Below are 22,992 nucleotides of genomic sequence, written 5' to 3' on the forward strand. Positions count from 1 at the left end.
TATGGCTGAATACCCGATAAACAAGGGTATCGGCCGTCCGGTCGAGCTCAAGGGACTGAAAGCCCAGTACCTCTTCATCTTCTGCGGAGGACTGCTGGCTCTCTTCGTCCTGTTCGTCATCCTCTACATGGTCGGCATCGGCCAGTGGATATGTATCGGCTTCGGTGCGGTATCGTCCTCCATCCTCGTATGGCAGACCTTCGCACTGAATGCCCGGTACGGCGAACACGGGCTGATGAAGTTGGGAGCGGCACGGAGCCATCCCCGATACCTTATCAACCGGCGGCGGATCACCCGATTATTCACACGTAAACGAAAGGAAGAAACTGCATGAGAAATACATCGAAAATGACTACATTGGAAAACAGGTTCCCGCTGCTGGCAGTGGAACACGGCTGCATCATCTCCAAGGATGCCGACATCACGGTGGCTTTCGAGGTGGAACTGCCGGAGCTTTATACCGTGACAAGCGCGGAGTACGAGGCGATACACGGCTGCTGGTGCAAGGCGATCAAGGTCTTGCCGGATTTCTCCGTCGTCCACAAGCAGGACTGGTTCATCAAGGAACGGTATAAGCCGGAACTGGAGAAGAACGACATGAGCTTCCTCTCGCGGAGCTTCGAGCGTCACTTCAACGAGCGTCCGTACCTGAAGCACACGTGCTACCTCTACCTGACCAAGACGACAAGGGAGCGCAACCGTATGCAGAGCAATTTCAGCACACTGTGCCGGGGGCATATCATCCCGAAGGAGCTGGACAGGGAAACCGCCGCGAAGTTCATGGAGGCGACGGAACAGTTCGAGCGCATCATGAACGACAGCGGTTTTGTCAGGCTGCGCCGCCTCTCCACCGACGAGATAGTGGGGACGGACGGCAAAGCCGGGCTGCTGGAGCGGTACTTCTCGTTCCTGCCCGAAGATAACGCCACGTTGCAGGACATCGAGCTTTCCGCAAGGGAGATGCGCATCGGCGACAACCGGCTGTGCCTGCACACCCTTTCCGACGCGGAAGACCTGCCCGGCACGGTGGCGACAGACACCCGTTACGAGCGGCTGTCCACCGACCGCTCGGACTGCCGCCTCTCCTTCGCCTCCCCCGTGGGGCTGCTGCTGCCGTGCAACCACATTTACAACCAGTATGTGATTATCGACAACAGCGAGGAGAACCTGCAGAGGTTCGAGAAGTCCGCCCGCAACATGCAGTCGCTCTCCCGCTATTCAAGGAGCAACAGCATCAACCGCGAGTGGATAGACCAGTACCTGAACGAAGCCCATTCCTACGGTCTGACCTCTGTACGGGCGCACTTCAACGTCATGGCGTGGAGCGACGACGCGGAGGAGCTGAAGCATATCAGGAACGATGTGGGAAGCCTGCTGGCAAGCATGGAGTGCGTGCCGCGCCATAACACCATCGACTGCCCGACACTCTACTGGGCGGCCATGCCCGGCAATGCGGCGGACTTCCCTGCGGAGGAGAGTTTCCACACCTTCATCGAGCAGGCGGTGTGCCTCTTCACGGAGGAAACGAACTACCGCAGCTCGCCCTCGCCCTTCGGCATCAAGATGGTGGACAGGCTCACGGGAAAACCGCTGCACCTCGATATTTCCGACCTGCCGATGAAAAAAGGCATCACGACCAACAGAAACAAATTCGTGCTGGGTCCCAGCGGAAGCGGCAAGTCCTTCTTCATGAACCACCTCGTGAGGCAGTATTGGGAGCAGGGCACGCACGTGGTACTGGTGGACACGGGAAACTCCTATCAGGGACTGTGCGAGATGATACGGCGCAAGACGGGCGGCGCTGACGGCGTGTATTTCACCTACACGGAGGAGAAGCCCATCAGCTTCAATCCGTTCTACACTGATGACTGCGTGTTCGACGTGGAGAAGAAAGACAGCATCAAGACGCTGCTGCTGACGCTCTGGAAGTCGGAGGACGACAAGGTGACGAAAACGGAGAGCGGTGAACTGGGCAGTGCGGTGAACGCCTACATCGAACGTATCAAGGCGGACAGGAGCATCGTGCCCTCATTCAACACCTTCTACGAGTACATGCGTGACGACTACCGCAGGGAACTGGCGGAGCGTGAGATAAAGGTGGAGAAGGAGGACTTCAACATCGACAACATGCTGACCACCATGCGGCAGTATTACCGGGGCGGACGATACGACTTCCTGCTCAACTCCACGGAGAACATCGACCTGCTGGGCAAGCGGTTCATCGTCTTCGAGATTGACAGTATAAAGGAAAACCGTGAACTGTTCCCGGTAGTTACCATCATCATCATGGAGGCTTTCATCAACAAGATGCGACGGCTGAAAGGGGTGCGGAAACAACTGATAGTGGAAGAGGCTTGGAAGGCTCTTTCTTCGGCGAACATGGCTGAATATTTGCGCTATATGTACAAGACGGTCAGAAAATATTACGGTGAGGCAATCGTGGTGACGCAGGAGGTGGACGACATCATTTCCTCCCCCGTTGTCAAAGAGAGCATCATCAACAACTCGGACTGCAAGATACTTCTCGACCAAAGAAAGTACATGAACAAGTTCGACCAGATTCAGGCATTGCTCGGACTGACGGAAAAGGAGAAGTCGCAGATACTCTCCATCAACATGGCGAACAACCCTTCACGGCTCTACAAGGAAGTATGGATAGGCTTGGGCGGCACGCAGTCGGCAGTCTATGCCACCGAGGTGAGCGCGGAAGAGTATCTGGCATACACCACCGAGGAAACGGAGAAGGTGGAGGTGTACCGTCTGGCGGAGCAGCTGGGCGGCGACATCGAAGCCGCCATCCGGCAGCTTGCCGAAAGGCGGAGAAACAGACAATAAGCAATCAATAAAACAGATTTATCAACGAAAAAAGAAAAGCGTATGAGTATTTCAAGAATGAAGATGCTGAAAATCAGCGAGTGTTTAATAGGATTGGCAGTCGTGATGCTGCAATCTTGCGATATGGCGGATAACCGCCGCGACCAACTGTGCGGAAACTGGACAAGCATGGAGGGAAAGCCCGACGTGCTCATCTACAAGGAGGGCGAAGCCTACAAGGTGACGGTGTTCAAGCGGAGCGGCATCCGCCGCAGGCTGAAACCGGAAACCTACCTCCTGCAGGAGGAGAACGGCAACCTGTTCATGAACACGGGATTCCGCATCGACGTGTCCTATAACGAGGCTACCGACGTACTGACCTTCTCTCCGAACGGGGACTATGTGCGTGCAAGCCACGAACCGGAGAACCCGGCAGAAGAATAAGAATGTACAACCGCTAAATCCAAAGAATATGAGTATGAAAACAAGAATGGCAATCGCCGTATGCCTGTGCCTGCTTTTCGCAGGCAGGGCTTCCGCCCAATGGGTGGTGAGCGACCCCGGCAATCTGGCGCAGGGCATCATCAACGCCTCGAAGAACATCGTCCACACCTCGAAGACCGCCACCAACATGGTGAACAACTTTCAGGAAACGGTGAAAATCTACCAGCAGGGCAAGAAATATTACGATGCGCTCAAATCGGTGAACAACCTCGTCAAGGATGCCCGCAAGGTACAGCAGACCATCCTGATGGTGGGCGACATCACGGACATCTACGTGAACAACTTCCAGAAGATGCTCCATGACGGGAACTTCACCCCCGAAGAGCTGTCGGCAATCGCCTTCGGCTACACGAAGCTGTTGGAAGAGAGCAACGACGTGCTGACAGATTTAAAGAACGTGGTGAACATCACCACGCTCTCCATGACCGACAAGGACCGCATGGACGTGGTGGAGCGGTGCTATTCCAAGATGAAGCGTTACCGTAACCTTGTGGGTTACTATACCAACAAGAACATCAGCGTGAGTTACCTGCGTGCGAAGAAGAAGAATGACCTCGACCGCATCATGGGACTGTACGGGAACATGGACGAAAGATACTGGTAGCCTATGGAATTTGACAACCTTCATCAGATTTTGCGCTCGCTTTACGAGCAGATGATGCCGCTGTGCGGGGACATGGCGGACGTGGCGAGAGGCATCGCCGGACTGGGCGCATTGTTCTACGTTGCCTGCCGGGTATGGCAGTCGCTGGCGAGAGCCGAAGCGATAGACGTGTTCCCCATGCTCCGCCCGTTCGCCGTCGGTCTGTGCATCATGTTCTTTCCGAAAGTGGTACTCGGTACGGTGAACAGCATTCTGTCGCCCGTCGTGCAAGGCACAGCGAAACTGCTTGAAACACAGACGCTGGACATGAACGAATACCGCAGGCAGAAAGACAAGCTGGAATACGAGGCAAAAGTGCGCAATCCGGAAACCGCCTACCTTGTGTCCAACGAGGAGTTTGACAAGCAACTGGAGGAACTGGGCTGGTCTCCCTCCGACATGGTGACGATGGCGGGAATGTATATAGACCGGGGGATGTACAACATGAAGAAGAACATCCGTGACTTCTTCCGGGAGATACTGGAACTGATGTTCCAAGCCGCCGCCCTCGTGATAGACACCATCCGCACGTTCTTCCTCGTGGTGCTGGCGATACTCGGCCCGATAGCCTTCGCCATATCCGTGTGGGACGGCTTCCAGAGTACGCTCACGCAATGGTTCTGCCGCTATATACAGGTCTATCTGTGGCTTCCGGTGTCGGACATATTCAGCACCATACTGGCGAAGATACAGGTGCTGATGCTGCAAAGCGACATCGAGCGTATGCAGGCTGACCCGAACTTCTCGCTGGATTCGAGCGACGGGGTCTATATCGTCTTCATGATTATCGGCATCATCGGCTACTTCACGATACCCACTGTTGCGGGCTGGATCATCCAAGCCGGTGGCATGGGCAGTTACGGGCGCGGTGTGACGCAGCTTGCCGGACGCGGAGCGGCCCTTGCAGGGGGTGTCGCCGGTGCTGCGGCAGGAAACGCAGCCGGGCGTGTCGGACGTGCCGGGGTAAATATGGGCAAGGCGGCATGGAACCATACCGCCGGACGCCTTCTCAAACGGAAATAACCTATAAAATCAGACAGAAATGGAATTCAAGTCACTCAAGAACATCGAAACATCGTTCAGGCAGATACGCCTGTTCGGTATCGTCTTCCTCGCCCTTTGTACCGTGATAACGGTCTGGAGCGTGTGGAGTTCCTACCGCTTTGCGGAGCGGCAGAGGGAAAAAATCTATGTACTGGACAACGGCAAGTCGCTGATGCTGGCACTCTCGCAGGACCTTTCGCAGAACCGTCCGGCAGAAGCACGGGAACACGTGCGCCGCTTCCACGAGCTTTTCTTCACGCTCTCGCCGGAAAAGAGCGCGATTGAGCACAACGTGAAACGTGCCCTGCTGCTGGCGGACAAGAGCGTGTACCACTACTATTCGGACTTTGCCGAGAAGGGGTACTACAACCGCATCATCGCCGGGAACATCAACCAGGTGCTGAAGGTGGACAGCGTGGTGTGCGACTTCGACAGCTATCCCTACCGTGCCGTGACCTATGCCACGCAGAAGATCATCCGGCAGAGCAACGTCACCGAGCGCAGCCTCGTGACCACGTGCCGGCTGCTCAACTCGTCCCGTTCGGACGACAATCCGAATGGGTTCACCATCGAGGGGTTCACCATTATCGAAAACAAGGATTTACAAACCATCAAAAGGTAATAAGACATGAAAGGAACCGGAAAATCACAGTGGGGCGCATACCGGAAACTCCACAACAAGAAGAAAATGTGGGTGGCAAGGCTCAAAGGCTATCTGGACGGCTTGCCACCGAAGACACGCAGACGCATCGTGCTGGTCATGTTTGCCATTTTCGCCACGCTTGCCCTCCACACCTTCGGCAAAGCCGTCCATGACATCGGCAGGAATGACGGCGGACGGATGAGGATAGACCATGCCGGGCAGGTGGAGCTGTCCGTGAAGCCTGACAAGAACAATAGTTTTACACCTTGTTATAATATGTATGGAACAGACAAAGAACGAAACAAGGATTGAGGGCAATACCGGAAACACGGCTATGCCCGATAACAAGGGAAAACCGAAAAAGGAGCGTAAACCGCTGACCGAAGCACAGAGGCTGCAACGTCAGAAAATGATCGTGCTGCCCGTCATGGTGCTGGTGTTCATCGGGGTGATGTGGCTGATATTCGCCCCGTCCTCCGAAACGGAGCAGAAACCGGGAACGGTAGGTTACAACACCGAGATGCCGGATGCGGACAAGGCAGACCGCCAGATAATCGGCGACAAACTGAAAGCCTACGAGCAGGCGGCGATGGAGGAACGGCTGGAGGAAAGGGACCATGCCGTGCGGCAGCTGGGCGACATGTTCGACCGTGAAACGGGAGATACAGGGAATGGCGGCGGCTTCGACCTCTCCACTCCCGAAGGAAAGGAAGACGGGTCTGCCACACAGACCATCCGGTCTTCCGCAGCCGCCTACCGCAACCTGAATGCCACACTCGGCAACTTCTATGAAGAACCCGCACGGAACGATGCGGAGATGGAGAAACTGATGGAGCGTATATCCCTGCTGGAGTCGGAACTGGAAAGTGAAAAGGAAAAAGCTTCCACAATGGACGAGCAGGTGGCACTGATGGAGAAGTCCTATGAACTGGCAGCGAAATACATGGGCGGACAAAACGGCACACAGACGGCAAAGCCCTCTTCCGTTCAGAAAGCAGGGAAGAACAAGGCGGAACCCGTCAGGCAGGTGGAACGTCAGGTGGTATCCTCGCTCGCACAGCCTGCGGGCAATGCGGAGGTTGCCGCTACCTGCCCGCAGGAGCGTAACCGGGGCTTTAATACAGCGGTGGGCGGAACAGCCATATCGGACAAGAACACCTTGTCGGCTTGCGTCTATGGGGCGCAGAGCGTGACGGACGGGCAGGCTGTCAGATTGCGGCTGCTGGAGCCGATGGCGATAGCGGATAAAATCATTCCCCGTAATGCGGTGGTGGTCGGCACTGCCAAGATACAGGGGGAACGGCTCGAAATCGGAATCAGTTCGCTGGAACATGACGGCAGCATCATCCCGATAGAGCTGGCAGTCTATGACACGGACGGACAGCCCGGCATCTTCATCCCGAACTCGCTGGAACTGAACGCTGTCAAAGAGGTCGCCGCCAATATGGGCAGTTCGCTCGGCAGCAGCATCAACATCTCCACCAATGCCGGGGCGCAGCTTGCCTCTGATTTGGGCAAGGGGCTGATACAGGGCACAAGCCAATACATATCCAAGAAGATGCGTACCGTGAAAGTGCATCTGAAATCCGGGTACAGGGTCATGCTCTATCAGGAAACGAATTAAAAAACAACAATAAATCCTATTTTATTTACCACTAAATCCAAAGTAATATGAGAAAAACAATCATGATGTTTGCCCTCGCTATGGGCATCGTAACTGCCCATGCGCAGGAAAATGCAACCGTTGCTGAAGAGAACAACGGAAGTAAGCAACAGACGGACGCACAGCCGGTATTGACCAAGGAGGTCTATCCGCAGAAGGAGGCGGACGGCGACCTGTATCACGGTCTGACGAAGAAACTGACTTTTGACCGCATGATACCCCCTCACGGTCTGGAAGTGACCTACGACAAGACCGTGCATATCATCTTTCCGGCAGAGGTGCGCTATGTGGATTTGGGCTCGCCCGACCTGATAGCCGGAAAAGCGGACGGAGCGGAGAACGTGATCCGTGTGAAGGCTACCGTGAGAAACTTCCCGAACGAGACCAACATGTCAGTAATCACGGAGGACGGAAGTTTCTACACGTTCAACGTGAAGTACGCCGCCGAACCGCTGCTGCTCAACGTGGAGATGTGCGACTTCATCCACGACGGGGAATCGGTGAACCGTCCGAACAACGCGCAGGAAATCTACCTGAAGGAGCTGGGCAGCGAAAGCCCGATGCTGGTGCGCCTTATCATGAAGTCCATACACAAGCAGAACAAGCGTGAGGTGAAGCACATCGGCAGCAAGCGTTTCGGCATCCAGTACCTGCTGAAAGGCATCTACACGCACAACGGTCTTCTCTATTTCCACACGGAAATCAAAAACCAAAGCAACGTGCCTTTCGATGTGGACTACATCACGTGGAAAATCGTGGACAAGAAGGTGGCGAAGCGTACCGCCGTGCAGGAGCAGATAATCCTGCCGCTCCGTGCGCAGAACTACGCCACCTGTGTGCCGGGCAAAAAAAGCGAGCGTACGGTCTTCACAATGGCGAAGTTCACCATTCCCGATGACAAGTGCCTCGTGGTGGAACTGAGCGAGAAGAACGGCGGTCGCCACCAGTCCTTCGTGATTGAGAACGAGGATCTGGTGCGTGCCAACACGATTGACGAACTTCAAGTGCGCTGACCATGAGAAAGTACATCGCAATCATCATCGCGTCGCTTGCCCTTTTCACGGGGCAGGCGCACGCCCAACGATGCCTGCCGAAAATGCAGGGTATCGAAGTCAGGGCGAACATGACGGACGGCTTCAAGCCCGGCGGCAATGACGGAGGGTACAGTTTCGGGGCGGCTTTATCCACCTATACGAAAAGAGGAAACAAGTGGGTGTTCGGCGGCGAATATCTCTTGAAGAACACCCCGTACAAGGACACCGCCATACCTGTGGCGCAGTTCACGGCAGAGGGCGGCTACTTCTTCAAACTGCTGACGGATGCCCGAAAAATCATTTTTGTCTATGGGGGTATTTCGGCTCTCGCCGGATATGAGTCGGTGAATTGGGGGAAGAAGATGCTGTATGACGGAGCCACACTGCACGACCGGGACGCTTTCATCTACGGGAGTGCGCTGACGCTTGATGTGGAGTTTTATGTGGCAGATCGTATCGCCCTGCTCGCCAATCTCAGGGAACGCCTGCTGTGGGGTGGCGACACGAAGAAGCTGCACTGCCAATGGGGTGTGGGCATAAAGTTCATCATCAACTGAAAGGCGTGTATGGAACGGACGGACATTGAAAACATGAAGCGGATACCCCTTGCGGACTTCCTCGCACGGTTGGGGCATGAGCCTGTCCGAAGAAGCGGAAACGAGCTGTGGTATCGTGCGCCGTACCGCAACGAGCGCACAGCCTCGTTCCGTGTGAACGTGGCGAAACAGCTCTGGTACGACTTCGGCTTGGGCAAGGGCGGCGACATATTCACGCTTGCCGGGGAGTTTGTCCGAAGCGGTGATTTCATGGTGCAGGCGAGGTTCATATCGGAAGCCGCCCATATGCCGCTAACGGCATTGCCGGCTTTTGAACCGAAGCCCCCGGAGCCGGTCTTTGAGGAAGTGGAAGCCGCCCGGCTTCTCCTCTCTCCGCTGACGGAATATCTGAAAGAGAGGGGTATCCCTTACGCTGTCGCATCGCGTCACTGCTGCCGCCTGAACTATGGTGTGCACGGGAAAAGGTATTTTGCAGTCGGTTTCCCCAATGTGGCGGGCGGTTATGAAATCCGCAGCCGCCATTTCAAGGGTTGCGTGCCGCCGAAGGATGTGTCGCTGATAAGGACGGAAGCCGCCGGCACTGACGCCTGCTGCGTGTACGAGGGATTTATGGACTTCCTTTCCGCTGTCACGCTCGGCATAGGCGAAAGGTGCGACCACCTTGTACTGAACTCGGTCGCCAACGTGAAGAAGGCGCTGAGGTATCTGGACGGTTACGGGCGCATCGGCTGTTTCCTTGACCGTGACGATGCGGGACGAAGGACGCTTGAAACCCTGAAAGAACGGTATGGCGGGCGTGTCGCAGACCGCTCCGCTCTCTATGACGGTTGCAAGGACTTGAACGAGCACCTGCAACGGACAACGAAAAAACAGAATATCAAACATCTAAAAATCAAATGACAATGAATATACCGAACAACAAGAACAAGAGAACATCATTTTTCAAGACGTTGGCACTTTGCCTGTTCGCCGCCATGTCATTCACATTCGTATCGTGCGATGATGACATGGACATCCAGCAATCCTATCCCTTCACGGTGGAGACGATGCCCGTACCTAAAAAGGTTACAAAGGGACAAACGGTGGAAATCCGCTGTGAACTGAAAAAGACGGGCGATTTTGCGAATACACTCTACACCATCCGCTATTTCCAGTTTGAGGGGGAAGGCTCCCTGAAAATGGATAACGGCATCGCATTCCTGCCCAATGACCGTTACCTGCTCGAAAACGATAAATTCCGCCTATACTATACGGCTGCGGGCGAAGAGGCGCACAATTTTATCGTGGTGGTGGAAGATAATTTCGGAAACACCTTTGAGCTGGAATTTGATTTTAACAACCGGAATGTGGAAGACGGCATCCAGACCGTTGTTTCTGCCGGCAAATATAAGCCCTTGTCAAGATGATGAGAATATTCATGGTTTTCTTCTGTTCGCTTTGGGTGGTCTGTTCTGTGCCTGCCCAGATCAACCGCACAAAGGGAACGGACAGACAGGCGGCTATCTACCGCCTTCTGCCTTTTGAGCGGGCGGTACGCTGCACGAAATATTTTGAGGGCTGGCATTCAGAAAAGCATTACCCGTATGTGGGTTATGGACACAAGCTCCTGCCAGGTGAAAAGTTGTCGGCACGCACAATGACCAAACGGGAAGCAGAGGTGTTGCTCCGAAAAGACTTGCGGAAGTTCTGCTCAATGTTCCGTCAGTTCGGAAAGGACAGCCTGCTCCTTGCCACACTTGCCTACAATGTCGGTCCGTACCGTCTGTTGGGAAACCGCAACATACCCAAAAGCACACTGGTTAGGAAGTTGGAAGCTGGCGACAGGAACATCTACCGCGAGTATATCGCTTTCTGCAACTACAAGGGGAAACGCCACACCCTGCTGCTCAAACGGAGGAAGGCGGAGTTTACGTTGCTGCATGTTCCATAAATATCAGTATATGTCAGACATCTGACCAAAAAAAATCCGATGAAGTTGATGGCTTCATCGGATTTTTCTCCTTGTAAAAATACCGTTCCTGCAAGATTGTTTTTTCGCATAATATAAGAATGAACTCCTAACATTACAGCATTCACGCTGACAAGCAAATCTTTTTGAGATTTTTGTTATCTATTGCATAAACGCGTTGTCAGTTTTCGGTAAGAAGCCGATAGTGTGTTTTTTAATTTTACTTTTAATTTCAATATTTAACATCTAATACTATTTTTCTTTATAGCATACTTACGTGATAAGAGCGAACCTACAGCACAAATTACAAATAGAATTCCAGTAGAATAACAAGTGTTTCCTATTCCTGTTAATGGTGAAACTAAACCGCCTAATGCAAAAGAAACAGCTCCAAGCAATGCAGAGGCACTACCTGAATGTTGGCGACCAAATTCCATAGATAAGGCTGTTGAACAAGTGAAACATAGGCCTAAAGACAACAGAATGCCTATAAGTAGAAGTTCATATATCCAAAAATTACATCCGTAGATTAGAGCAATTGCTTCTGAAACTGCAAATAACAACAATCCATAACAACCCCACATTGTTCCTTTCTCTATTTGCTTGAATTTTGCACCAACAGATGCTGACACAACAATTGCAACTGCATTCATTCCGAAACAGAGGCTGAATTGTTCAGGGGGGAAACCGAAATATTGCTGCATTATAAAAGGGGCTGAAGCTATATTAGTAAAGATTGCAGCTTGGGCAAACCCAAGCTGCAACATATAGCCCATGTAAGAACGATTCTTCAGTAAAGGTTTATAGTCAGAAATAGTATGAAGGAAAGTAGACTGAAGACGCCTTTCCACGGGCAATGATTCTCGGAAAAAACATACAGCGATTAATAGAACTACACCTATGCCAAGCAATACAGCAAATATGCCTTCCCAACCCGTTGTCTTCACCATCATACCACCAATAACAGGTGCCAGTACAGGTGCAAAACCGTTAATAGAACCCACAACAGCCAGCATCTTCGCCAGTTGATGTCCATCGTAGAGATCGGTAGCGATTGAACGTGCAATGACAATGCTTCCCGAAGCCGCCATACCCTGAAACAATCTGCATAATACGAATAAGCAAATTGTATCGGAATACAAACAGAATAAGGTAGATAGAATATAAAATAGTATCGTACCTACTAATAAAGGTTTACGCCCATAACGATCACTTAACGGACCGAATGCCAGTTGTCCTAATCCTAATCCGACCATACAACATGTCAAACTGAGCTGTACCATGGAGGCTGACGTATCAAATGATTCCATCATGGCAGGCAGAGCAGACAAATACATATCTGTTACAAAGGGGCCAAAAGCTGTTAGCATTCCTAATAAAAACGTAACAAATAAGGTGTTCTTAAAATTCCGCACACCTATGCTATGATTTACCAGATTCATAAAGTACCTCCTCCTAAAGCATGATAAAGAGTTATGACAGATTGTAACTGAGTAAACTTATCCGTAGCCATGCTTAAACGGGCAGTCAACAGAGACTGCCGGGCAGTCAGCAATTCCAGATAAGTAGCATTTCCTGTCTGATACAACGATTCGGATGTCTCCACAGAACGCTCCAGTTCCTTGCATTGCTGACTATGGAATTTCCACATACGACCGGCTGACTCTACCGCATAGAGCGCATTGTTCACTTCCTCTCCTGCATCCAATAAAGTTTGCTTATAAGACAATAAAGCTATCTGTTCTTCTGATTTGGAAACCCGTAAGTTGGAAACTAACTTACCCCGATTGAAAAGAGGCTGGGTTAAACTACCCAATGCTGATAGAATCCAGCCACTCGGATTTGCGATAACCTGTCCCAACGAATTGGTCCACCCGGCTTCACCACTCAATGTCAGATTGGGATAAAATGCCGATCGTGCCTGATTGGTATTGTAATAAGCACTGGCTAAAACCATTTCAGCCTGTACTACATCAGGACGTTTCGAAAGCAGCCGCAAGGGAATACCTATATTATAATGTTGCGGAAACTCTTGGGCTGATAAACTTGAACGCTTGATGGTTTGGGATGTCTTTCCCAAAAGCGTACATAGGCTGTTTTCTGCCTCTCGCTGCTGACGCAACAAATCATTATGTGTAGCTTCCAATTCATATAAACTGGCACGAGCTTGTGTTACGGCATTTTCCGTTTCCTCACCTATTTTCCATTTCGCTTCCATCAGTCTCACTTGTTCTTTCCAAACTTCTAAAGTTTTCTGACTTAAAGTTATTTGCTCATCCAATAGCAATAAAGTGTAATACCCATTGGCTATGTTAGCTATCAACTCAGAACGAACTGCCTGCTGGTAAGCTTGCTGTTGCAGCAAAGAGGTATGGCTGCCCTTCTTGGCATTTCTCAGATTTCCAAACAAATCAATTTCCCAACTTGCCTGAACTGGCAATTCATACGATTTTACAGTTTTTCCTCCATCAGTGCTGGTCAGTGTCCCTTGAGGAGATAAGGACAATGACGGAAGAAATGCAAGACGAGCCGACATAAGCTGTGCTTTGGCCTGTTCCGTGCGAAGCATAGCTATTTGTATGTCTGTATTGTGTTGTAAACCATATTCTATCCACAACTGCAACTGCTCATCCTGAAATAAATCTTGCCAGGATATATCACCCAACGTAACTGAATCATTGGATGTTATTTCTATTGAGTCACGATAAAGGCTGTCAACAGGCAATCCTTCCGGACGTTTATAATTCTGATAAATGTGACAACTGCTCAATAAAGTCACACATGCCAAACAATATCCTATTCTTTTCATAAAATTTTATCTTCTTTTCGTTTACCCATTACCCGCTCTTCCAAATACTGAAATGTGATGAAAAATACAGGCGTAACAAATAATAAAGCGATAGTGCCTATCAGCATTCCACCAACTGTTCCTACACCTAATGACGTGTTTCCATTGGCACCAACTCCAGATGCAAACATCAGTGGAAGCAGACCGAATATCATGGTAAGCGCTGTCATCAGAATGGGTCGGAGGCGCACTCCAGCAGCTGATACCGCAGCTTGTGTAAGTGACATGCCTTCTTTTCTTCGTTCGGATGCATATTCTGTCAGAAGAATGGCTGTTTTAGAAAGCAATCCAATCAGCATAATCAAACCGGTTTGTAGGTAGATATTATTTTCGACACCCCATAATCGGGCAAATAGGAAACTTCCCATCAAGCCAAATGGTACTGAAAGAATTACAGCCATCGGGATAAAAAGACTCTCATAAAGAGCACAAAGAATCAAATAAATGAACAATATACAGACTCCATAGATAATAACGGTGTCATGCGAATCACTCATCTGTTTTTCTTCGCGTGTCATACCCGAAAACTCATAGCCGTAGCCTGTAGGCAAGGTTTGAGCCGCCACTTCATTAACAGCCCGGATTACATCACCCGAACTGTAACCGGTTGCAGGCATTCCTTGTATATTGATGGAAGAAAACATGTTGAAACGTGTCAGTGATTCAGAACCGTAAGTTTTTGTCAATGTAACAAACTGGCTGACTGGTGCCATGCCCCCTGAAGTCTTGACATAAATATTATCCAAAGACTGGATACTATTCCGGCTGTCTGAAGGAGCCTGCAAGATAACTCTATACAATTTGGTAAAACGGTTGAAGTTGGAGGCATACACGCTTCCCATATAGCCAGACAATACAGACAGTACTTCTTCGGTAGTTGTACCGGCACGTTGACACTGCGCCTCGTCTACATCCACTCGGTACTGGGGGAAATCAGCACTGAAGGAAGTGTAGGCCATTTGCACTTCAGGACGCTGGTTCAAGACTTCTAAAAATCGATTGGCCACTTCACTTAAAGCCTCAATACCTTTTCCGGAACGGTCTTGCAGATATAATTCAAAACTGTTTCCTGTACCATATCCGGAAATCATAGGCGGAGAAAATATAAAAATCTTCGCATTCTTTACGTGAGCTGTACGGCGATAGATTTCGGCAGAAATGGCATCCACACTCCCTGCTTCCGTCTTCCGCTCATCCCAATGTTTTAATTTTATAATGAACATGCCATGAGAGGCTCCACTGCCTGAACCCATACCAAAACCTGCCACTTTATTGAAGCTGTCGATGTGAGGTATTTCTTTCAATTCTTCTTCTATTTCATTCATAATGCTCAGTGTTTCCGAAAGTGAACTGCCAGCCGGAGCATCCATGCTAATGAAAATAGAACCTGTATCTTCAGATGGAACCAGACCGGTTTTAGTGGTTCCCATCAAATAAACCAGCAAAAGTACTGAAGCAACCAAAACTCCCCATGCCTGCCATTTACGTTTAATGAAATATTTAGCTCCAATTTTATATTTTAATACGATGCGACGGAAGGCACTGTCAAAAGCCAGCCGGAAACGAGTGGAAAACTCTGGTTTACGTCCTTCTATAAGCATTTCATTGGGTCGTAGGATTAAGGCGCAAAGGGCAGGGGAAAGGGTCAGGGCATTGACGGCGGAAATACCCACTGCAACAGCCATCGTGATACCAAATTGGGTATAAAATATTCCCGAAGTACCGCCCATAAATGAGACAGGGACAAACACAGCCATAAATACCAGGGTGGAGGTAACAATAGCCGATGAAATACCTCCCATAGCATTGACAGTGGCCTGATAAGGTGAACGGTATCCTTCGTCAAAGCGAACCTGAACCGCTTCCACTACAATGATAGCATCATCCACAATGGTACCAATAGCCAACACCAAGGCAAAGAGAGTCAGCAAGTTAATACTGAAACCAGCCACATACAATACAGCAAATGTACCAATCAATGATACAAAAATGCTGATGGTAGGAATCAGGGTGGAACGAGGGTTCTGCAAGAATATATACACCACCAACACTACCAAAATAATGGCCTCAATCAGCGTTTTGATAACTTCATGAATAGAAGCATCCAAAAAGTTTTTAGTACTCATGAGTTCCACAACTTCCACATCTTCAGGCAGTGATTCTTTCAACTCCTCCAAGTAACGGTCAATTTCTGTAATGATCTCATTGGCGTTGGTTCCTGCCATCTGATTAATCATACAGGTACTTCCCGGACACCCATTGACTGTTCCCGAATAGGAGTAACTTTGCGCACCCAGTTCTACAGTAGCTATATCCTTCAATTTCAGTACCCGCCCGTCTGCATAAGCTTTTATGACAATTTCTTCAAACTCCTTTTCCGTTTCCAGGCGTCCCCGGTATTTTAATGTATATTGGTAGACATTTTGGGAATCTTCACCAATAGCTCCTGCGGCAGCCTCTATGTTTTGACTGGCTAAAGCCGATTCAACATCACTGGGAACCAACTCATATCTGGCCATTATATCGGGTTTTAACCAAATACGCATGGCATAAGCTCCTCCCATTACATTTACTTCACCTACCCCCGAAATGCGTTGAATCTGTGGCTTTACGTTTATGTTCAGATAGTTTGTCAGAAAATTTTCATCATACGTCCCTTTCGGACTGTATAAGCCAAATATTTTCAACATACTACTTTGCCGCTTCATGGTGGTTACTCCTACTTTGGTAACTTCAGCCGGTAGTAGTGAAGTAGCTGATGATACTTTATTTTGTACGTTGACAGCAGCCATGTCAGGGTCAGTTCCCTGCTTAAAATAAACTGTTATTTCCGCACTGCCCGTATTGCTGGCTGTAGAAGTCATGTAGGTCATATTTTCGACTCCATTTATAGCTTCTTCCAAGGGTACAATTACGCTTTTCTGTACCGCTTCGGCATTGGCACCACTATAGGTGGTAGAAACCCGGATGGTAGGCGGTGCAATATCTGGATACTGTTCAACAGACAAAGCATATAGACCGATTAATCCCGCCACAAAAATGACTACAGAAATCACCATGGACAAAATGGGACGGTCAATAAAATGTTGCAGTTTCATAAGCTTTCCTCCTTCTTTTCCGACTCATCAGCCACTGGTGATTGTACCAATGTGCCTTCTTTTAACAAACCTGCTCCTTCTGCTACAATCACATCTCCGATCTTCAAACCTTCTTCCACGATATATTCGGATCCGTTATTTAATTCATATACTTGAATAGGAGTGGAAACAGCTTTGCCATCCACAACTTTATAAGCAAAAATACGGTTTTGAATATCGTAAGTACCTTCTTGAGGTACAACCACGCATTGCTTACGCTCATAGGGTATGACCACATTGGCAGATCCTCCACTTAAAATACGCCTGTCCGGATTATCAAACACAGCCCGTAAGCTGACTGTTCCTGTGACCTTGTCAATGATACCACTCACGACATCCACTTTCCCCTGTAGCGGATAAATGGAATGGTCGTTCAATTCCAGTGACACCGGAGGGAATGTAGCTAACAGACTATCCAATGTGCTGTATTGAGACATCATAGACAACACTTGCTTTTCAGATAATGAAAAATAAGCATACATCTGAGAATTATCAGAGACTCGAATAAGCGGTTCTGTCATAGAAGCACTGACCAAAGCCCCTATACGGAAAGAAGTCATCCCGGCATATCCGTCCACCGGGCTTTTTACTTCGGTATAGGAAAGATTATTGGCAGCATCCTTCAACTCAGCCTGAGCCTGCATCAGGGTAGCTTTTGCACTTTTATAATTGTTCCGGGCCGTGTGAAGCTCATATTCGGAAATCACGCGGTCACGGTACAAAAGTTCTTTGCCTTCCAGCGTCTGTTTGGCTGTGGCTTCATTGGCTTCAGCCGTAGCCACAGCTGCTTCTGCTTTTAACAAAGCTGCTTGATAAGGGACTTGATCTATTACAAAAAGTACTTGTCCTTTTCGAACCTTAGCCCCTTCTTCCACGCAAACTTGTGTAATCGTACCCGACACCTGGGGACGAACTTCAACATCTTGTTTGCCTTCTACAACAGCTGAATACTTTACCGAGAAAGTTCTGGTTTCCGGTTTCAAGGTCAGCAAGGGATAATTCACCTGATTCCCACGTACCTGCTCCTTTTGATGGCAACTTTGCAACCAGCAGGCACACAATCCTAATACTAAAAATCTACTTACCTTCATATAATACTATTATTAAATTTTGCGTCAAAATTAGGAATGATTAAAAACAGAGCTGTTATTCAAATAACGCCAGCATTTGTCCATTTGAGACATAATCAACTAAAATTAGCAATTGAATGATTTTATAACATTATCCAGCTTTTAAAACGATTGAAAAACACTAAATTTGCATTTATAAAGTTCCCGATGTATGAATCTACAAGAATTATTTCCCAGATTTTCTCCTAGTCGGATGTTATCCAACCAGGTACTATTAATTGTTGGTCAAGAATTAAAACAATTGATAAGCCAAAGCATTGAAGGCTGTCGAGTATTTATATTGGTATGTAGTGGCAAAATAAACCTCTCTATTGATAGTCGTTCTTATAATATGGAGGAAAATGATTTTATGGATGTGCTCGAAGGTGTTCCCATCCACTTTAAATCTTGCAGTGACGATCTGCATGCTTATTGTCTTTTTCCCAATTATAAGTTTGCGCGTAACTCTCTAAAACTCTTTCGACCAGGACCGGAAAATTATTTTCTAGAACGAACAAAGTTTCCTATCTTACATCTTACTGAGGAAGAAGCACATCGTATTCAACAGCAAATGGTCTTGTTAAAAGAAAGTTTGGAATCATTACAACATTACTATCGAAATGATTTAGTACAGACTTACTTCCGTAGTTTCATGTTGGAAGAAGGAAATCTCATGTTTTCACGTGCTAATGCAATGACTGCCGGAAACACGCTGATTATTAACAAAAAAGACATCTTGTTAATGAATTTCATGAAATTGATTTGGGAAAATGCCATTACAGAACATGGTGTCGCATTCTATGCTGATAACTTGTGTGTTTCAACCAAGCACCTGACTCGATTGACGAAAGAAGCGTTTAAACAGACACCCCACGAAATGATATGCAAAGAAATCATTCATCATGCTTTGGACATGTTGGATAATCATGAGATAAGTATCCAGCAAATATCCGAAGAACTAAATTTTGCAGATATGGCATCTTTCAGCAAATTCTTTAAAAAGCATATGCAGGTATCACCTGTCGCTTATCGTCAACTTCATTTGTCTTAGACAGTTATCATATGTTTCCTGCCATGAAGTTTTCATTTGTGAGGTTATTGGAAATCATGTTTGTGCTTATGCCACCGCTCCTTTGCAAGATGATTTTTTGGTTTTACCAAATTGCTTCCATAAAACTTGCTTTTAAGACTGACATCGTAGATTGGGACAAAGGTTTCTTTGCTACTTTCTTTTCCGCCCTATGCTCATGAAAGAAAGTAGGCGGCTTTCGCCGCCCACCACTCAAAAATGCGTGTAAAGTCCTGTCACCATAGTGAATACCTCTTCCAGCATATCACAATATACGCCTTCGTGCGTGGCTATGTCCGTTTTCCTGCACTCAAAGGTCTTTTTGCTGAAGGTCTTGCGGTAGAAACGCATATTATATAAATCTGCTCCCGCATCGTAGATAATGTCAAGGCGGTTGGCACTCGTCTTGTTACGTGCAAGGCTCATGCGCAAGCCGTTACCCATATCAATGAAATCCTTGCTTCCCGTCATAGTGGCAAAGCGTCTGCCACCAATCTGCTTCCAAATGGTCTTAGCTATCATGTTTTCAAGTCTTTATGGTTGGCGGTGTGAACACCGCCAACTTGTTCAACATTCGGTTATCTCGGAAATGGGTGTATGTCGTTTCAACCATTCCAACAGACACTCCATATTGTACTCGCTTGTTATGACTGCCGTGTAGGTGTCAATGGCGGTAAACCTGCTGCTCTCATAGTTGTCTATCCATCCCTTTAGGCTGTCCGTTCCCCACGCTTTGGCATCCTCGAAAATACTGTCCAATACCTTGATAGGCTCGCCAAACTTGACAATCGTAGTCTGATAGATTACGCTCATTTCTTGTCCTCCTTTCTGCTTTTAGCCATAAGCCACTTGTCCCTTTCTGCTCGGCACTCGCCCAATGTGGGCTTCACACAAGAGAAAAGTTCTCCGTCCGTGTGATGACGGTAGTCGTACTGCACAAGGGTGCGTCTTTTCCTGCTGTAACCTAATTGGAAACTTTCATACTTTTCCGTACCTGCCGTTTGGCAGGTACTCACTCCATTGATGGTCATTCGTGTACTCATATCATTTACTTTTGAATAAATCTTTCCAAATACTTCTCTTGTATGCCGAGTGCTTCGGCATAGATACTTAATTGGACTGCATAACGGGTATTGTAATAACTCCTTTCCATTTCGTTTGTGGATAATCCGATATGTTCCCTTATATCGTTCAAATGTCTTTTGACAATATGCTTGTAGTAGCGGTTTCTTTTTTCTCTTTCGTTGGTCATAATTCCATTCTGTTTATAGGTTAAAAATGTACTGACAGCACTCTGTTCTGCATCACCATTTCGGGGTCGCTCGTGTAGCGTTGGTGCATATAGAAATGGTGTGAGCCGAAGCCGTAAAGGAAGAACTTGTCAAGTTCGTGCTTCTCGGCAAAGTCCTTTACGCTTCGCCTTAACTGCTCCTCACTCGTTGCAAGAGTGAGAAGGTTTACAAATTCAAGGAACATCTTTGGGATTGTATCATCCCAAAGACAAACCATACTTTCAATTCTTATTTCCATATTGTTCAATATTATAGGTTGATATTATGCCGCTTTCATCCGTTCACGGATAAGGTTGGCGTTCTTGTTCACAAGGTCTATGATACGCTCGTGATATTCGGTGTCTTGGTTGTACTTGCCGTGACACTGCACAACTTTGAAGGTGCGCAAGTCCACCTCAATGGTTTCAATTATCTCACCGCCAATCCTTGCCGAGAGTATGAGGGTGTCGACTTTCTTATAGTATTCACTGCCGAACACGCAGATGTTCTGCGTCTTGCCCTCGTTGTAATACTCGTCTATGCTTTCAAGCACCTTGACGATTATTTCCTCGTCAGTGATTACCAATCCGAAGAATTTGGATTTGTTGGCGATGAAATCCTCCGCATCTTTCTTTTGTTGGAGTTGTCGCTGCTGCTCACGTTCACGCTTTTCAATCTCCCACCTGCGCTGTCGCTCAATCCGTTCCTTCTCATGTATGGCTTCAATCTTTTGGGTTGCCTTGTCGTGTGCCACCATGAAATCTTCGGGACAAATGTTCTTCGGGTTACGGAGGTCTTGACCGAGTTTTTTGAGCATACGTAGATAGTCGCACCACATGGAGAGGTTGTGTATCTGATATTTATGACGTTTGGCAATCAGATATGACACCCAACATTCATCGGCTATCATTGGATTGAAAAGAAAGTATTTCATATCCTCAATCTCACCGCCTTTCATAAGGGTTTCAATTCTTGGGTCTGAAAGCAAAGCCTTGAAAAGACGCACGGGGGAAATTCCGTGAAAATCGCCCTTGAAACCATTGCGTCTGAGTTGGGGCAATATCTTCATATTGGGGTACACATTCCCCCATGCCACCACATCATCATAAAGGCTGTTGTGTGGTCTGACCTCCATATTACTATCCAAAGCCCATACATCGCAATAGCAGAAAGCGAAGCCACGAAGCAGAGCCATGTCAGTGATGATGCCTTTGGGTGAAATCCAACGCTGCACAACCTCGTGGCAGTAGAATTTCATCGGCTCGCCTTTCCTGCTCTCGCATCTGACCTGTGCCACACGGATTAACTGATAGCCTTTGCAGGTGGTTATCACGCTGAAATACTGCGTTTCCTTGTGAGTGCGCTTTCGGGTGTCTCGCACTTTGAGTTCTGCACGGCATTGGGGGCAGGTACAACCATCAAGGCTGTCGCATAGTCCGCTGTTGCTGTGCCACTCGTGACCGCAGTCAGAACAGGTGATGTTCCCTTTCTTGGTGCGGTAGCCGATATGTTCAACACAATGGCGGTATGCCCAATCAATTTGTGTCGCGGATATGGGGCGAAGGTTGGTGGAAAGTCTTGCCACCTCTTTTTGTATGCGTGTCTTGGGTTTCATAATCAAAAGTCAAATAGGGAGGGTTGTACAATAGTTTCTTTTTTCGCTGCCGGTCTGTTGCGGTTCTGCAACTTGCGGACTTCCTCTTCTTGATATTTTTGGATAGCCTTCTGCCGTGCTTCTGCCTTTTCCTCTGCCGTGAGTTCCACAATATGGTTCACCGCCACTTGGCAGTTCATTGGTTTGCCCACCTCTATCTCGTTTTCTTCATAGTAGTGGATGGCTTGCCCGAATATCTCTCCGTCCGTGAAGCCGTTGCAACCGCTGTTCTTTACATAGTTCAGAATGTAGGTCACGCAGTCGTCTATGTTCTTGGCAGGGTTGCTGAAACTTTTGGCAAAGAGTTGGTCTTCCTCTGCACGTTGCTCCAAGTACATCAGTATCGTTTTCTTAAAATGGTCAGTTCCTTTCATATCGCTGTCGTTTTAGATTGTTTCTTTCAGTATCTCTCTCCAATAGGTCGGCTCCACTTCGCTCAATAGGAAGTCGGTAAAATCCTTTCGGGTGTCCTTGTTCAGTTCGTGGTAGAGTTCACGGAACACGGATATATTGCCGTTGATGTATGTTTCCACCATATACTCGAAGATGTTGTCCACCTCATAGTATCTGCACTGCTGTGCTGCTGTCTTGCTGTTTCTCTTTGCCATATCGGTAAGTATTAAAGGGTGAATAACCAAAGGATAAGACCGAAGAAGGCAATGGTGGAAAGGATAGCCACGATTATGCCTATTGCCACTCGGAACAATCCGTTTACAATCTCTGAAATGATGCCCAAGAGGATGCCGAACATCCCGAAGGCGGTGCGCACGATTAAACCGCATACTGCAAGTCCTATGTTCTGCGCCACTTGTCTGAAATTTGCCGTTGCTGTCATATCTACGTTGTTTTTGATTTTTTTTGTTTTTAATGCGGATTCAAGAGCTGAGGGAGTTGAGTTTCAAACTATCTTATCTGCCTCTCGTTTATCCGACATTTTTTTTAATGCGTCTTTCTGTCGCATCGGTCGTTTTCGTTTCGGGTGCTCAAAAAGGTAGGGATTAGGGGATGCAAGGTTTTTCGGAAAAATACTACCCGCAGGGCTGGAGATTTTTCC

General features: G+C 48.3%; 27 protein-coding genes. 14 read left to right on the forward strand and 13 right to left on the reverse strand.

Features of this window, described 5'->3' with window-relative positions; all coding sequences use genetic code 11:
• Position 1: 1 nt before the first annotated feature.
• The 13 genes from HUX74_RS06880 to HUX74_RS06940 are packed head-to-tail and all read left to right on the forward strand — an operon-like array spanning position 2 to position 10,832.
• Positions 2-334, forward strand: a complete 333-nt coding sequence (locus HUX74_RS06880; RefSeq protein ID WP_174646401.1) for a DUF4133 domain-containing protein — start codon at positions 2-4, stop codon at positions 332-334.
• Positions 331-2,835 (forward strand): TraG family conjugative transposon ATPase, encoded by a 2,505-nt coding sequence (locus tag HUX74_RS06885; RefSeq protein ID WP_174646402.1) that lies wholly within the window; start codon positions 331-333, stop codon positions 2,833-2,835. The genes HUX74_RS06880 and HUX74_RS06885 overlap by 4 nt, the downstream gene beginning before the upstream one ends.
• 42 nt (positions 2,836-2,877) lie before the next feature.
• A complete protein-coding gene (locus HUX74_RS06890) occupies positions 2,878-3,258 on the forward strand; it encodes a DUF3876 domain-containing protein (RefSeq protein WP_004320399.1) in 381 nt (126 codons plus the stop codon).
• A 34-nt stretch (positions 3,259-3,292) separates the two neighbouring features.
• The gene (locus tag HUX74_RS06895) at positions 3,293-3,922 is read left to right on the forward strand and encodes a DUF4141 domain-containing protein (protein ID WP_005841853.1); all 630 of its coding nucleotides are present in this window, start codon (positions 3,293-3,295) and stop codon (positions 3,920-3,922) included.
• A gap of 3 nt (positions 3,923-3,925) precedes the next feature.
• Positions 3,926-4,984: a conjugative transposon protein TraJ gene (traJ, locus tag HUX74_RS06900; RefSeq protein WP_174646403.1), complete on the forward strand. Its 1,059-nt coding sequence runs from the start codon at positions 3,926-3,928 to the stop codon at positions 4,982-4,984.
• A 19-nt stretch (positions 4,985-5,003) separates the two neighbouring features.
• Positions 5,004-5,627, forward strand: a complete 624-nt coding sequence (traK, locus tag HUX74_RS06905) for a conjugative transposon protein TraK (protein ID WP_004320393.1) — start codon at positions 5,004-5,006, stop codon at positions 5,625-5,627.
• Positions 5,628-5,633: 6 nt separating this feature from the next.
• Positions 5,634-5,960 (forward strand): TraL conjugative transposon family protein, encoded by a 327-nt coding sequence (locus tag HUX74_RS06910; RefSeq protein WP_174646404.1) that lies wholly within the window; start codon positions 5,634-5,636, stop codon positions 5,958-5,960.
• Positions 5,929-7,272 carry a conjugative transposon protein TraM gene (gene traM, locus HUX74_RS06915; protein WP_174646405.1) on the forward strand — a complete coding sequence of 448 codons (1,344 nt, stop codon included), beginning with the start codon at positions 5,929-5,931 and terminating at the stop codon, positions 7,270-7,272. The genes HUX74_RS06910 and traM overlap by 32 nt, the downstream gene beginning before the upstream one ends.
• Positions 7,273-7,319: 47 nt before the next feature.
• On the forward strand, positions 7,320-8,324 hold the full coding sequence (gene traN, locus HUX74_RS06920; RefSeq protein ID WP_174646406.1) for a conjugative transposon protein TraN: 1,005 nt from the start codon (positions 7,320-7,322) through the stop codon (positions 8,322-8,324).
• A gap of 2 nt (positions 8,325-8,326) precedes the next feature.
• Entirely contained in the window at positions 8,327-8,902 is a 576-nt protein-coding gene (locus HUX74_RS06925; RefSeq protein ID WP_174646407.1) for a conjugal transfer protein TraO, read from the forward strand.
• A gap of 9 nt (positions 8,903-8,911) precedes the next feature.
• The gene (locus HUX74_RS06930) at positions 8,912-9,802 is read left to right on the forward strand and encodes a toprim domain-containing protein (RefSeq protein WP_174646408.1); all 891 of its coding nucleotides are present in this window, start codon (positions 8,912-8,914) and stop codon (positions 9,800-9,802) included.
• 2 nt (positions 9,803-9,804) lie between these two features.
• Complete coding sequence (locus tag HUX74_RS06935; RefSeq protein ID WP_174646409.1) at positions 9,805-10,308, forward strand: DUF3872 domain-containing protein; 504 nt, start codon at positions 9,805-9,807, stop codon at positions 10,306-10,308.
• Positions 10,305-10,832: a glycoside hydrolase family protein gene (locus tag HUX74_RS06940; protein WP_174646410.1), complete on the forward strand. Its 528-nt coding sequence runs from the start codon at positions 10,305-10,307 to the stop codon at positions 10,830-10,832. The genes HUX74_RS06935 and HUX74_RS06940 overlap by 4 nt, the downstream gene beginning before the upstream one ends.
• Before the next feature lie 257 nt (positions 10,833-11,089).
• Here HUX74_RS06940 and HUX74_RS06945 read toward each other — a convergent pair whose 3' ends face one another.
• From HUX74_RS06945 to HUX74_RS06960, 4 genes are read right to left on the reverse strand one after another with little or no spacing between them, the layout of a single operon-like run.
• The gene (locus HUX74_RS06945) at positions 11,090-12,292 is read right to left on the reverse strand and encodes a multidrug effflux MFS transporter (protein WP_174646411.1); all 1,203 of its coding nucleotides are present in this window, start codon (positions 12,290-12,292) and stop codon (positions 11,090-11,092) included.
• Positions 12,289-13,659, reverse strand: a complete 1,371-nt coding sequence (locus HUX74_RS06950) for an efflux transporter outer membrane subunit (protein ID WP_174646412.1) — start codon at positions 13,657-13,659, stop codon at positions 12,289-12,291. Before HUX74_RS06950 ends, HUX74_RS06945 begins: the two co-directional genes overlap by 4 nt.
• On the reverse strand, positions 13,656-16,796 hold the full coding sequence (locus tag HUX74_RS06955; protein WP_174646413.1) for an efflux RND transporter permease subunit: 3,141 nt from the start codon (positions 16,794-16,796) through the stop codon (positions 13,656-13,658). The genes HUX74_RS06950 and HUX74_RS06955 overlap by 4 nt, the downstream gene beginning before the upstream one ends.
• Positions 16,793-17,926 carry an efflux RND transporter periplasmic adaptor subunit gene (locus tag HUX74_RS06960; protein WP_174646414.1) on the reverse strand — a complete coding sequence of 378 codons (1,134 nt, stop codon included), beginning with the start codon at positions 17,924-17,926 and terminating at the stop codon, positions 16,793-16,795. The genes HUX74_RS06955 and HUX74_RS06960 overlap by 4 nt, the downstream gene beginning before the upstream one ends.
• A gap of 190 nt (positions 17,927-18,116) precedes the next feature.
• Here HUX74_RS06960 and HUX74_RS20695 point away from each other — a divergent pair, with 190 nt between their 5' ends.
• Positions 18,117-18,995, forward strand: coding sequence for a helix-turn-helix domain-containing protein (locus HUX74_RS20695; RefSeq protein ID WP_254592843.1), 879 nt, complete (start codon positions 18,117-18,119; stop codon positions 18,993-18,995).
• Positions 18,996-19,226: 231 nt separating this feature from the next.
• On the opposite strand, the gene HUX74_RS06970 is transcribed toward HUX74_RS20695, so the two are convergent.
• From HUX74_RS06970 to HUX74_RS07010, 9 genes are read right to left on the reverse strand one after another with little or no spacing between them, the layout of a single operon-like run.
• Positions 19,227-19,535: a hypothetical protein gene (locus HUX74_RS06970; protein ID WP_174646415.1), complete on the reverse strand. Its 309-nt coding sequence runs from the start codon at positions 19,533-19,535 to the stop codon at positions 19,227-19,229.
• 45 nt (positions 19,536-19,580) lie between these two features.
• Positions 19,581-19,826, reverse strand: coding sequence for a hypothetical protein (locus tag HUX74_RS06975; RefSeq protein WP_174646416.1), 246 nt, complete (start codon positions 19,824-19,826; stop codon positions 19,581-19,583).
• Positions 19,823-20,056: a DUF3873 domain-containing protein gene (locus tag HUX74_RS06980; RefSeq protein WP_174646417.1), complete on the reverse strand. Its 234-nt coding sequence runs from the start codon at positions 20,054-20,056 to the stop codon at positions 19,823-19,825. The genes HUX74_RS06975 and HUX74_RS06980 overlap by 4 nt, the downstream gene beginning before the upstream one ends.
• A 5-nt stretch (positions 20,057-20,061) precedes the next feature.
• The gene (locus HUX74_RS06985) at positions 20,062-20,265 is read right to left on the reverse strand and encodes a hypothetical protein (RefSeq protein WP_005642470.1); all 204 of its coding nucleotides are present in this window, start codon (positions 20,263-20,265) and stop codon (positions 20,062-20,064) included.
• A 20-nt stretch (positions 20,266-20,285) separates the two neighbouring features.
• Positions 20,286-20,543, reverse strand: a complete 258-nt coding sequence (locus HUX74_RS06990; protein WP_174646418.1) for a hypothetical protein — start codon at positions 20,541-20,543, stop codon at positions 20,286-20,288.
• A gap of 24 nt (positions 20,544-20,567) precedes the next feature.
• Positions 20,568-21,899 (reverse strand): PcfJ domain-containing protein, encoded by a 1,332-nt coding sequence (locus HUX74_RS06995; RefSeq protein ID WP_174646419.1) that lies wholly within the window; start codon positions 21,897-21,899, stop codon positions 20,568-20,570.
• A gap of 2 nt (positions 21,900-21,901) precedes the next feature.
• Positions 21,902-22,312, reverse strand: a complete 411-nt coding sequence (locus HUX74_RS07000; RefSeq protein ID WP_004320354.1) for a PcfK-like family protein — start codon at positions 22,310-22,312, stop codon at positions 21,902-21,904.
• A gap of 12 nt (positions 22,313-22,324) precedes the next feature.
• On the reverse strand, positions 22,325-22,546 hold the full coding sequence (locus HUX74_RS07005; protein ID WP_004320353.1) for a hypothetical protein: 222 nt from the start codon (positions 22,544-22,546) through the stop codon (positions 22,325-22,327).
• Between the two features lie 11 nt (positions 22,547-22,557).
• Positions 22,558-22,773 (reverse strand): hypothetical protein, encoded by a 216-nt coding sequence (locus HUX74_RS07010; RefSeq protein ID WP_004320352.1) that lies wholly within the window; start codon positions 22,771-22,773, stop codon positions 22,558-22,560.
• Positions 22,774-22,992 lie beyond the last annotated feature (219 nt).

Origin of the sequence: Bacteroides sp. Marseille-P8574 (assembly GCF_902825465.1) — a bacterium.
In the GTDB taxonomy this organism is placed as follows: Bacteria; Bacteroidota; Bacteroidia; order Bacteroidales; family Bacteroidaceae; genus Bacteroides; species Bacteroides uniformis.

What these genes read in the sequence shown, in the direction of transcription:
- HUX74_RS06890 (WP_004320399.1), top strand. Translation starts at nt 2,878, where the DNA reads ATGAGTATTTCAAGAATGAAGATGCTGAAAATCAGCGAGTGTTTAATA.
- HUX74_RS06995 (WP_174646419.1), bottom strand. Translation starts at nt 21,899, where the DNA reads ATGAAACCCAAGACACGCATACAAAAAGAGGTGGCAAGACTTTCCACC.
- HUX74_RS07010 (WP_004320352.1), bottom strand. Translation starts at nt 22,773, where the DNA reads ATGACAGCAACGGCAAATTTCAGACAAGTGGCGCAGAACATAGGACTT.
- traJ (WP_174646403.1), top strand. Translation starts at nt 3,926, where the DNA reads ATGGAATTTGACAACCTTCATCAGATTTTGCGCTCGCTTTACGAGCAG.
- HUX74_RS06990 (WP_174646418.1), bottom strand. Translation starts at nt 20,543, where the DNA reads ATGGAAATAAGAATTGAAAGTATGGTTTGTCTTTGGGATGATACAATC.
- HUX74_RS06880 (WP_174646401.1), top strand. Translation starts at nt 2, where the DNA reads ATGGCTGAATACCCGATAAACAAGGGTATCGGCCGTCCGGTCGAGCTC.
- HUX74_RS06970 (WP_174646415.1), bottom strand. Translation starts at nt 19,535, where the DNA reads ATGATAGCTAAGACCATTTGGAAGCAGATTGGTGGCAGACGCTTTGCC.
- HUX74_RS06955 (WP_174646413.1), bottom strand. Translation starts at nt 16,796, where the DNA reads ATGAAACTGCAACATTTTATTGACCGTCCCATTTTGTCCATGGTGATT.
- traK (WP_004320393.1), top strand. Translation starts at nt 5,004, where the DNA reads ATGGAATTCAAGTCACTCAAGAACATCGAAACATCGTTCAGGCAGATA.
- HUX74_RS06980 (WP_174646417.1), bottom strand. Translation starts at nt 20,056, where the DNA reads ATGAGTACACGAATGACCATCAATGGAGTGAGTACCTGCCAAACGGCA.
- HUX74_RS06935 (WP_174646409.1), top strand. Translation starts at nt 9,805, where the DNA reads ATGAATATACCGAACAACAAGAACAAGAGAACATCATTTTTCAAGACG.
- HUX74_RS06985 (WP_005642470.1), bottom strand. Translation starts at nt 20,265, where the DNA reads ATGACCAACGAAAGAGAAAAAAGAAACCGCTACTACAAGCATATTGTC.
- HUX74_RS06885 (WP_174646402.1), top strand. Translation starts at nt 331, where the DNA reads ATGAGAAATACATCGAAAATGACTACATTGGAAAACAGGTTCCCGCTG.
- HUX74_RS06895 (WP_005841853.1), top strand. Translation starts at nt 3,293, where the DNA reads ATGAAAACAAGAATGGCAATCGCCGTATGCCTGTGCCTGCTTTTCGCA.
- HUX74_RS06975 (WP_174646416.1), bottom strand. Translation starts at nt 19,826, where the DNA reads ATGAGCGTAATCTATCAGACTACGATTGTCAAGTTTGGCGAGCCTATC.
- HUX74_RS07000 (WP_004320354.1), bottom strand. Translation starts at nt 22,312, where the DNA reads ATGAAAGGAACTGACCATTTTAAGAAAACGATACTGATGTACTTGGAG.
- HUX74_RS06950 (WP_174646412.1), bottom strand. Translation starts at nt 13,659, where the DNA reads ATGAAAAGAATAGGATATTGTTTGGCATGTGTGACTTTATTGAGCAGT.
- HUX74_RS06940 (WP_174646410.1), top strand. Translation starts at nt 10,305, where the DNA reads ATGATGAGAATATTCATGGTTTTCTTCTGTTCGCTTTGGGTGGTCTGT.
- HUX74_RS06945 (WP_174646411.1), bottom strand. Translation starts at nt 12,292, where the DNA reads ATGAATCTGGTAAATCATAGCATAGGTGTGCGGAATTTTAAGAACACC.
- HUX74_RS06960 (WP_174646414.1), bottom strand. Translation starts at nt 17,926, where the DNA reads ATGAAGGTAAGTAGATTTTTAGTATTAGGATTGTGTGCCTGCTGGTTG.
- HUX74_RS06910 (WP_174646404.1), top strand. Translation starts at nt 5,634, where the DNA reads ATGAAAGGAACCGGAAAATCACAGTGGGGCGCATACCGGAAACTCCAC.
- HUX74_RS20695 (WP_254592843.1), top strand. Translation starts at nt 18,117, where the DNA reads ATGAATCTACAAGAATTATTTCCCAGATTTTCTCCTAGTCGGATGTTA.
- HUX74_RS07005 (WP_004320353.1), bottom strand. Translation starts at nt 22,546, where the DNA reads ATGGCAAAGAGAAACAGCAAGACAGCAGCACAGCAGTGCAGATACTAT.
- traM (WP_174646405.1), top strand. Translation starts at nt 5,929, where the DNA reads ATGGAACAGACAAAGAACGAAACAAGGATTGAGGGCAATACCGGAAAC.
- traN (WP_174646406.1), top strand. Translation starts at nt 7,320, where the DNA reads ATGAGAAAAACAATCATGATGTTTGCCCTCGCTATGGGCATCGTAACT.
- HUX74_RS06925 (WP_174646407.1), top strand. Translation starts at nt 8,327, where the DNA reads ATGAGAAAGTACATCGCAATCATCATCGCGTCGCTTGCCCTTTTCACG.
- HUX74_RS06930 (WP_174646408.1), top strand. Translation starts at nt 8,912, where the DNA reads ATGGAACGGACGGACATTGAAAACATGAAGCGGATACCCCTTGCGGAC.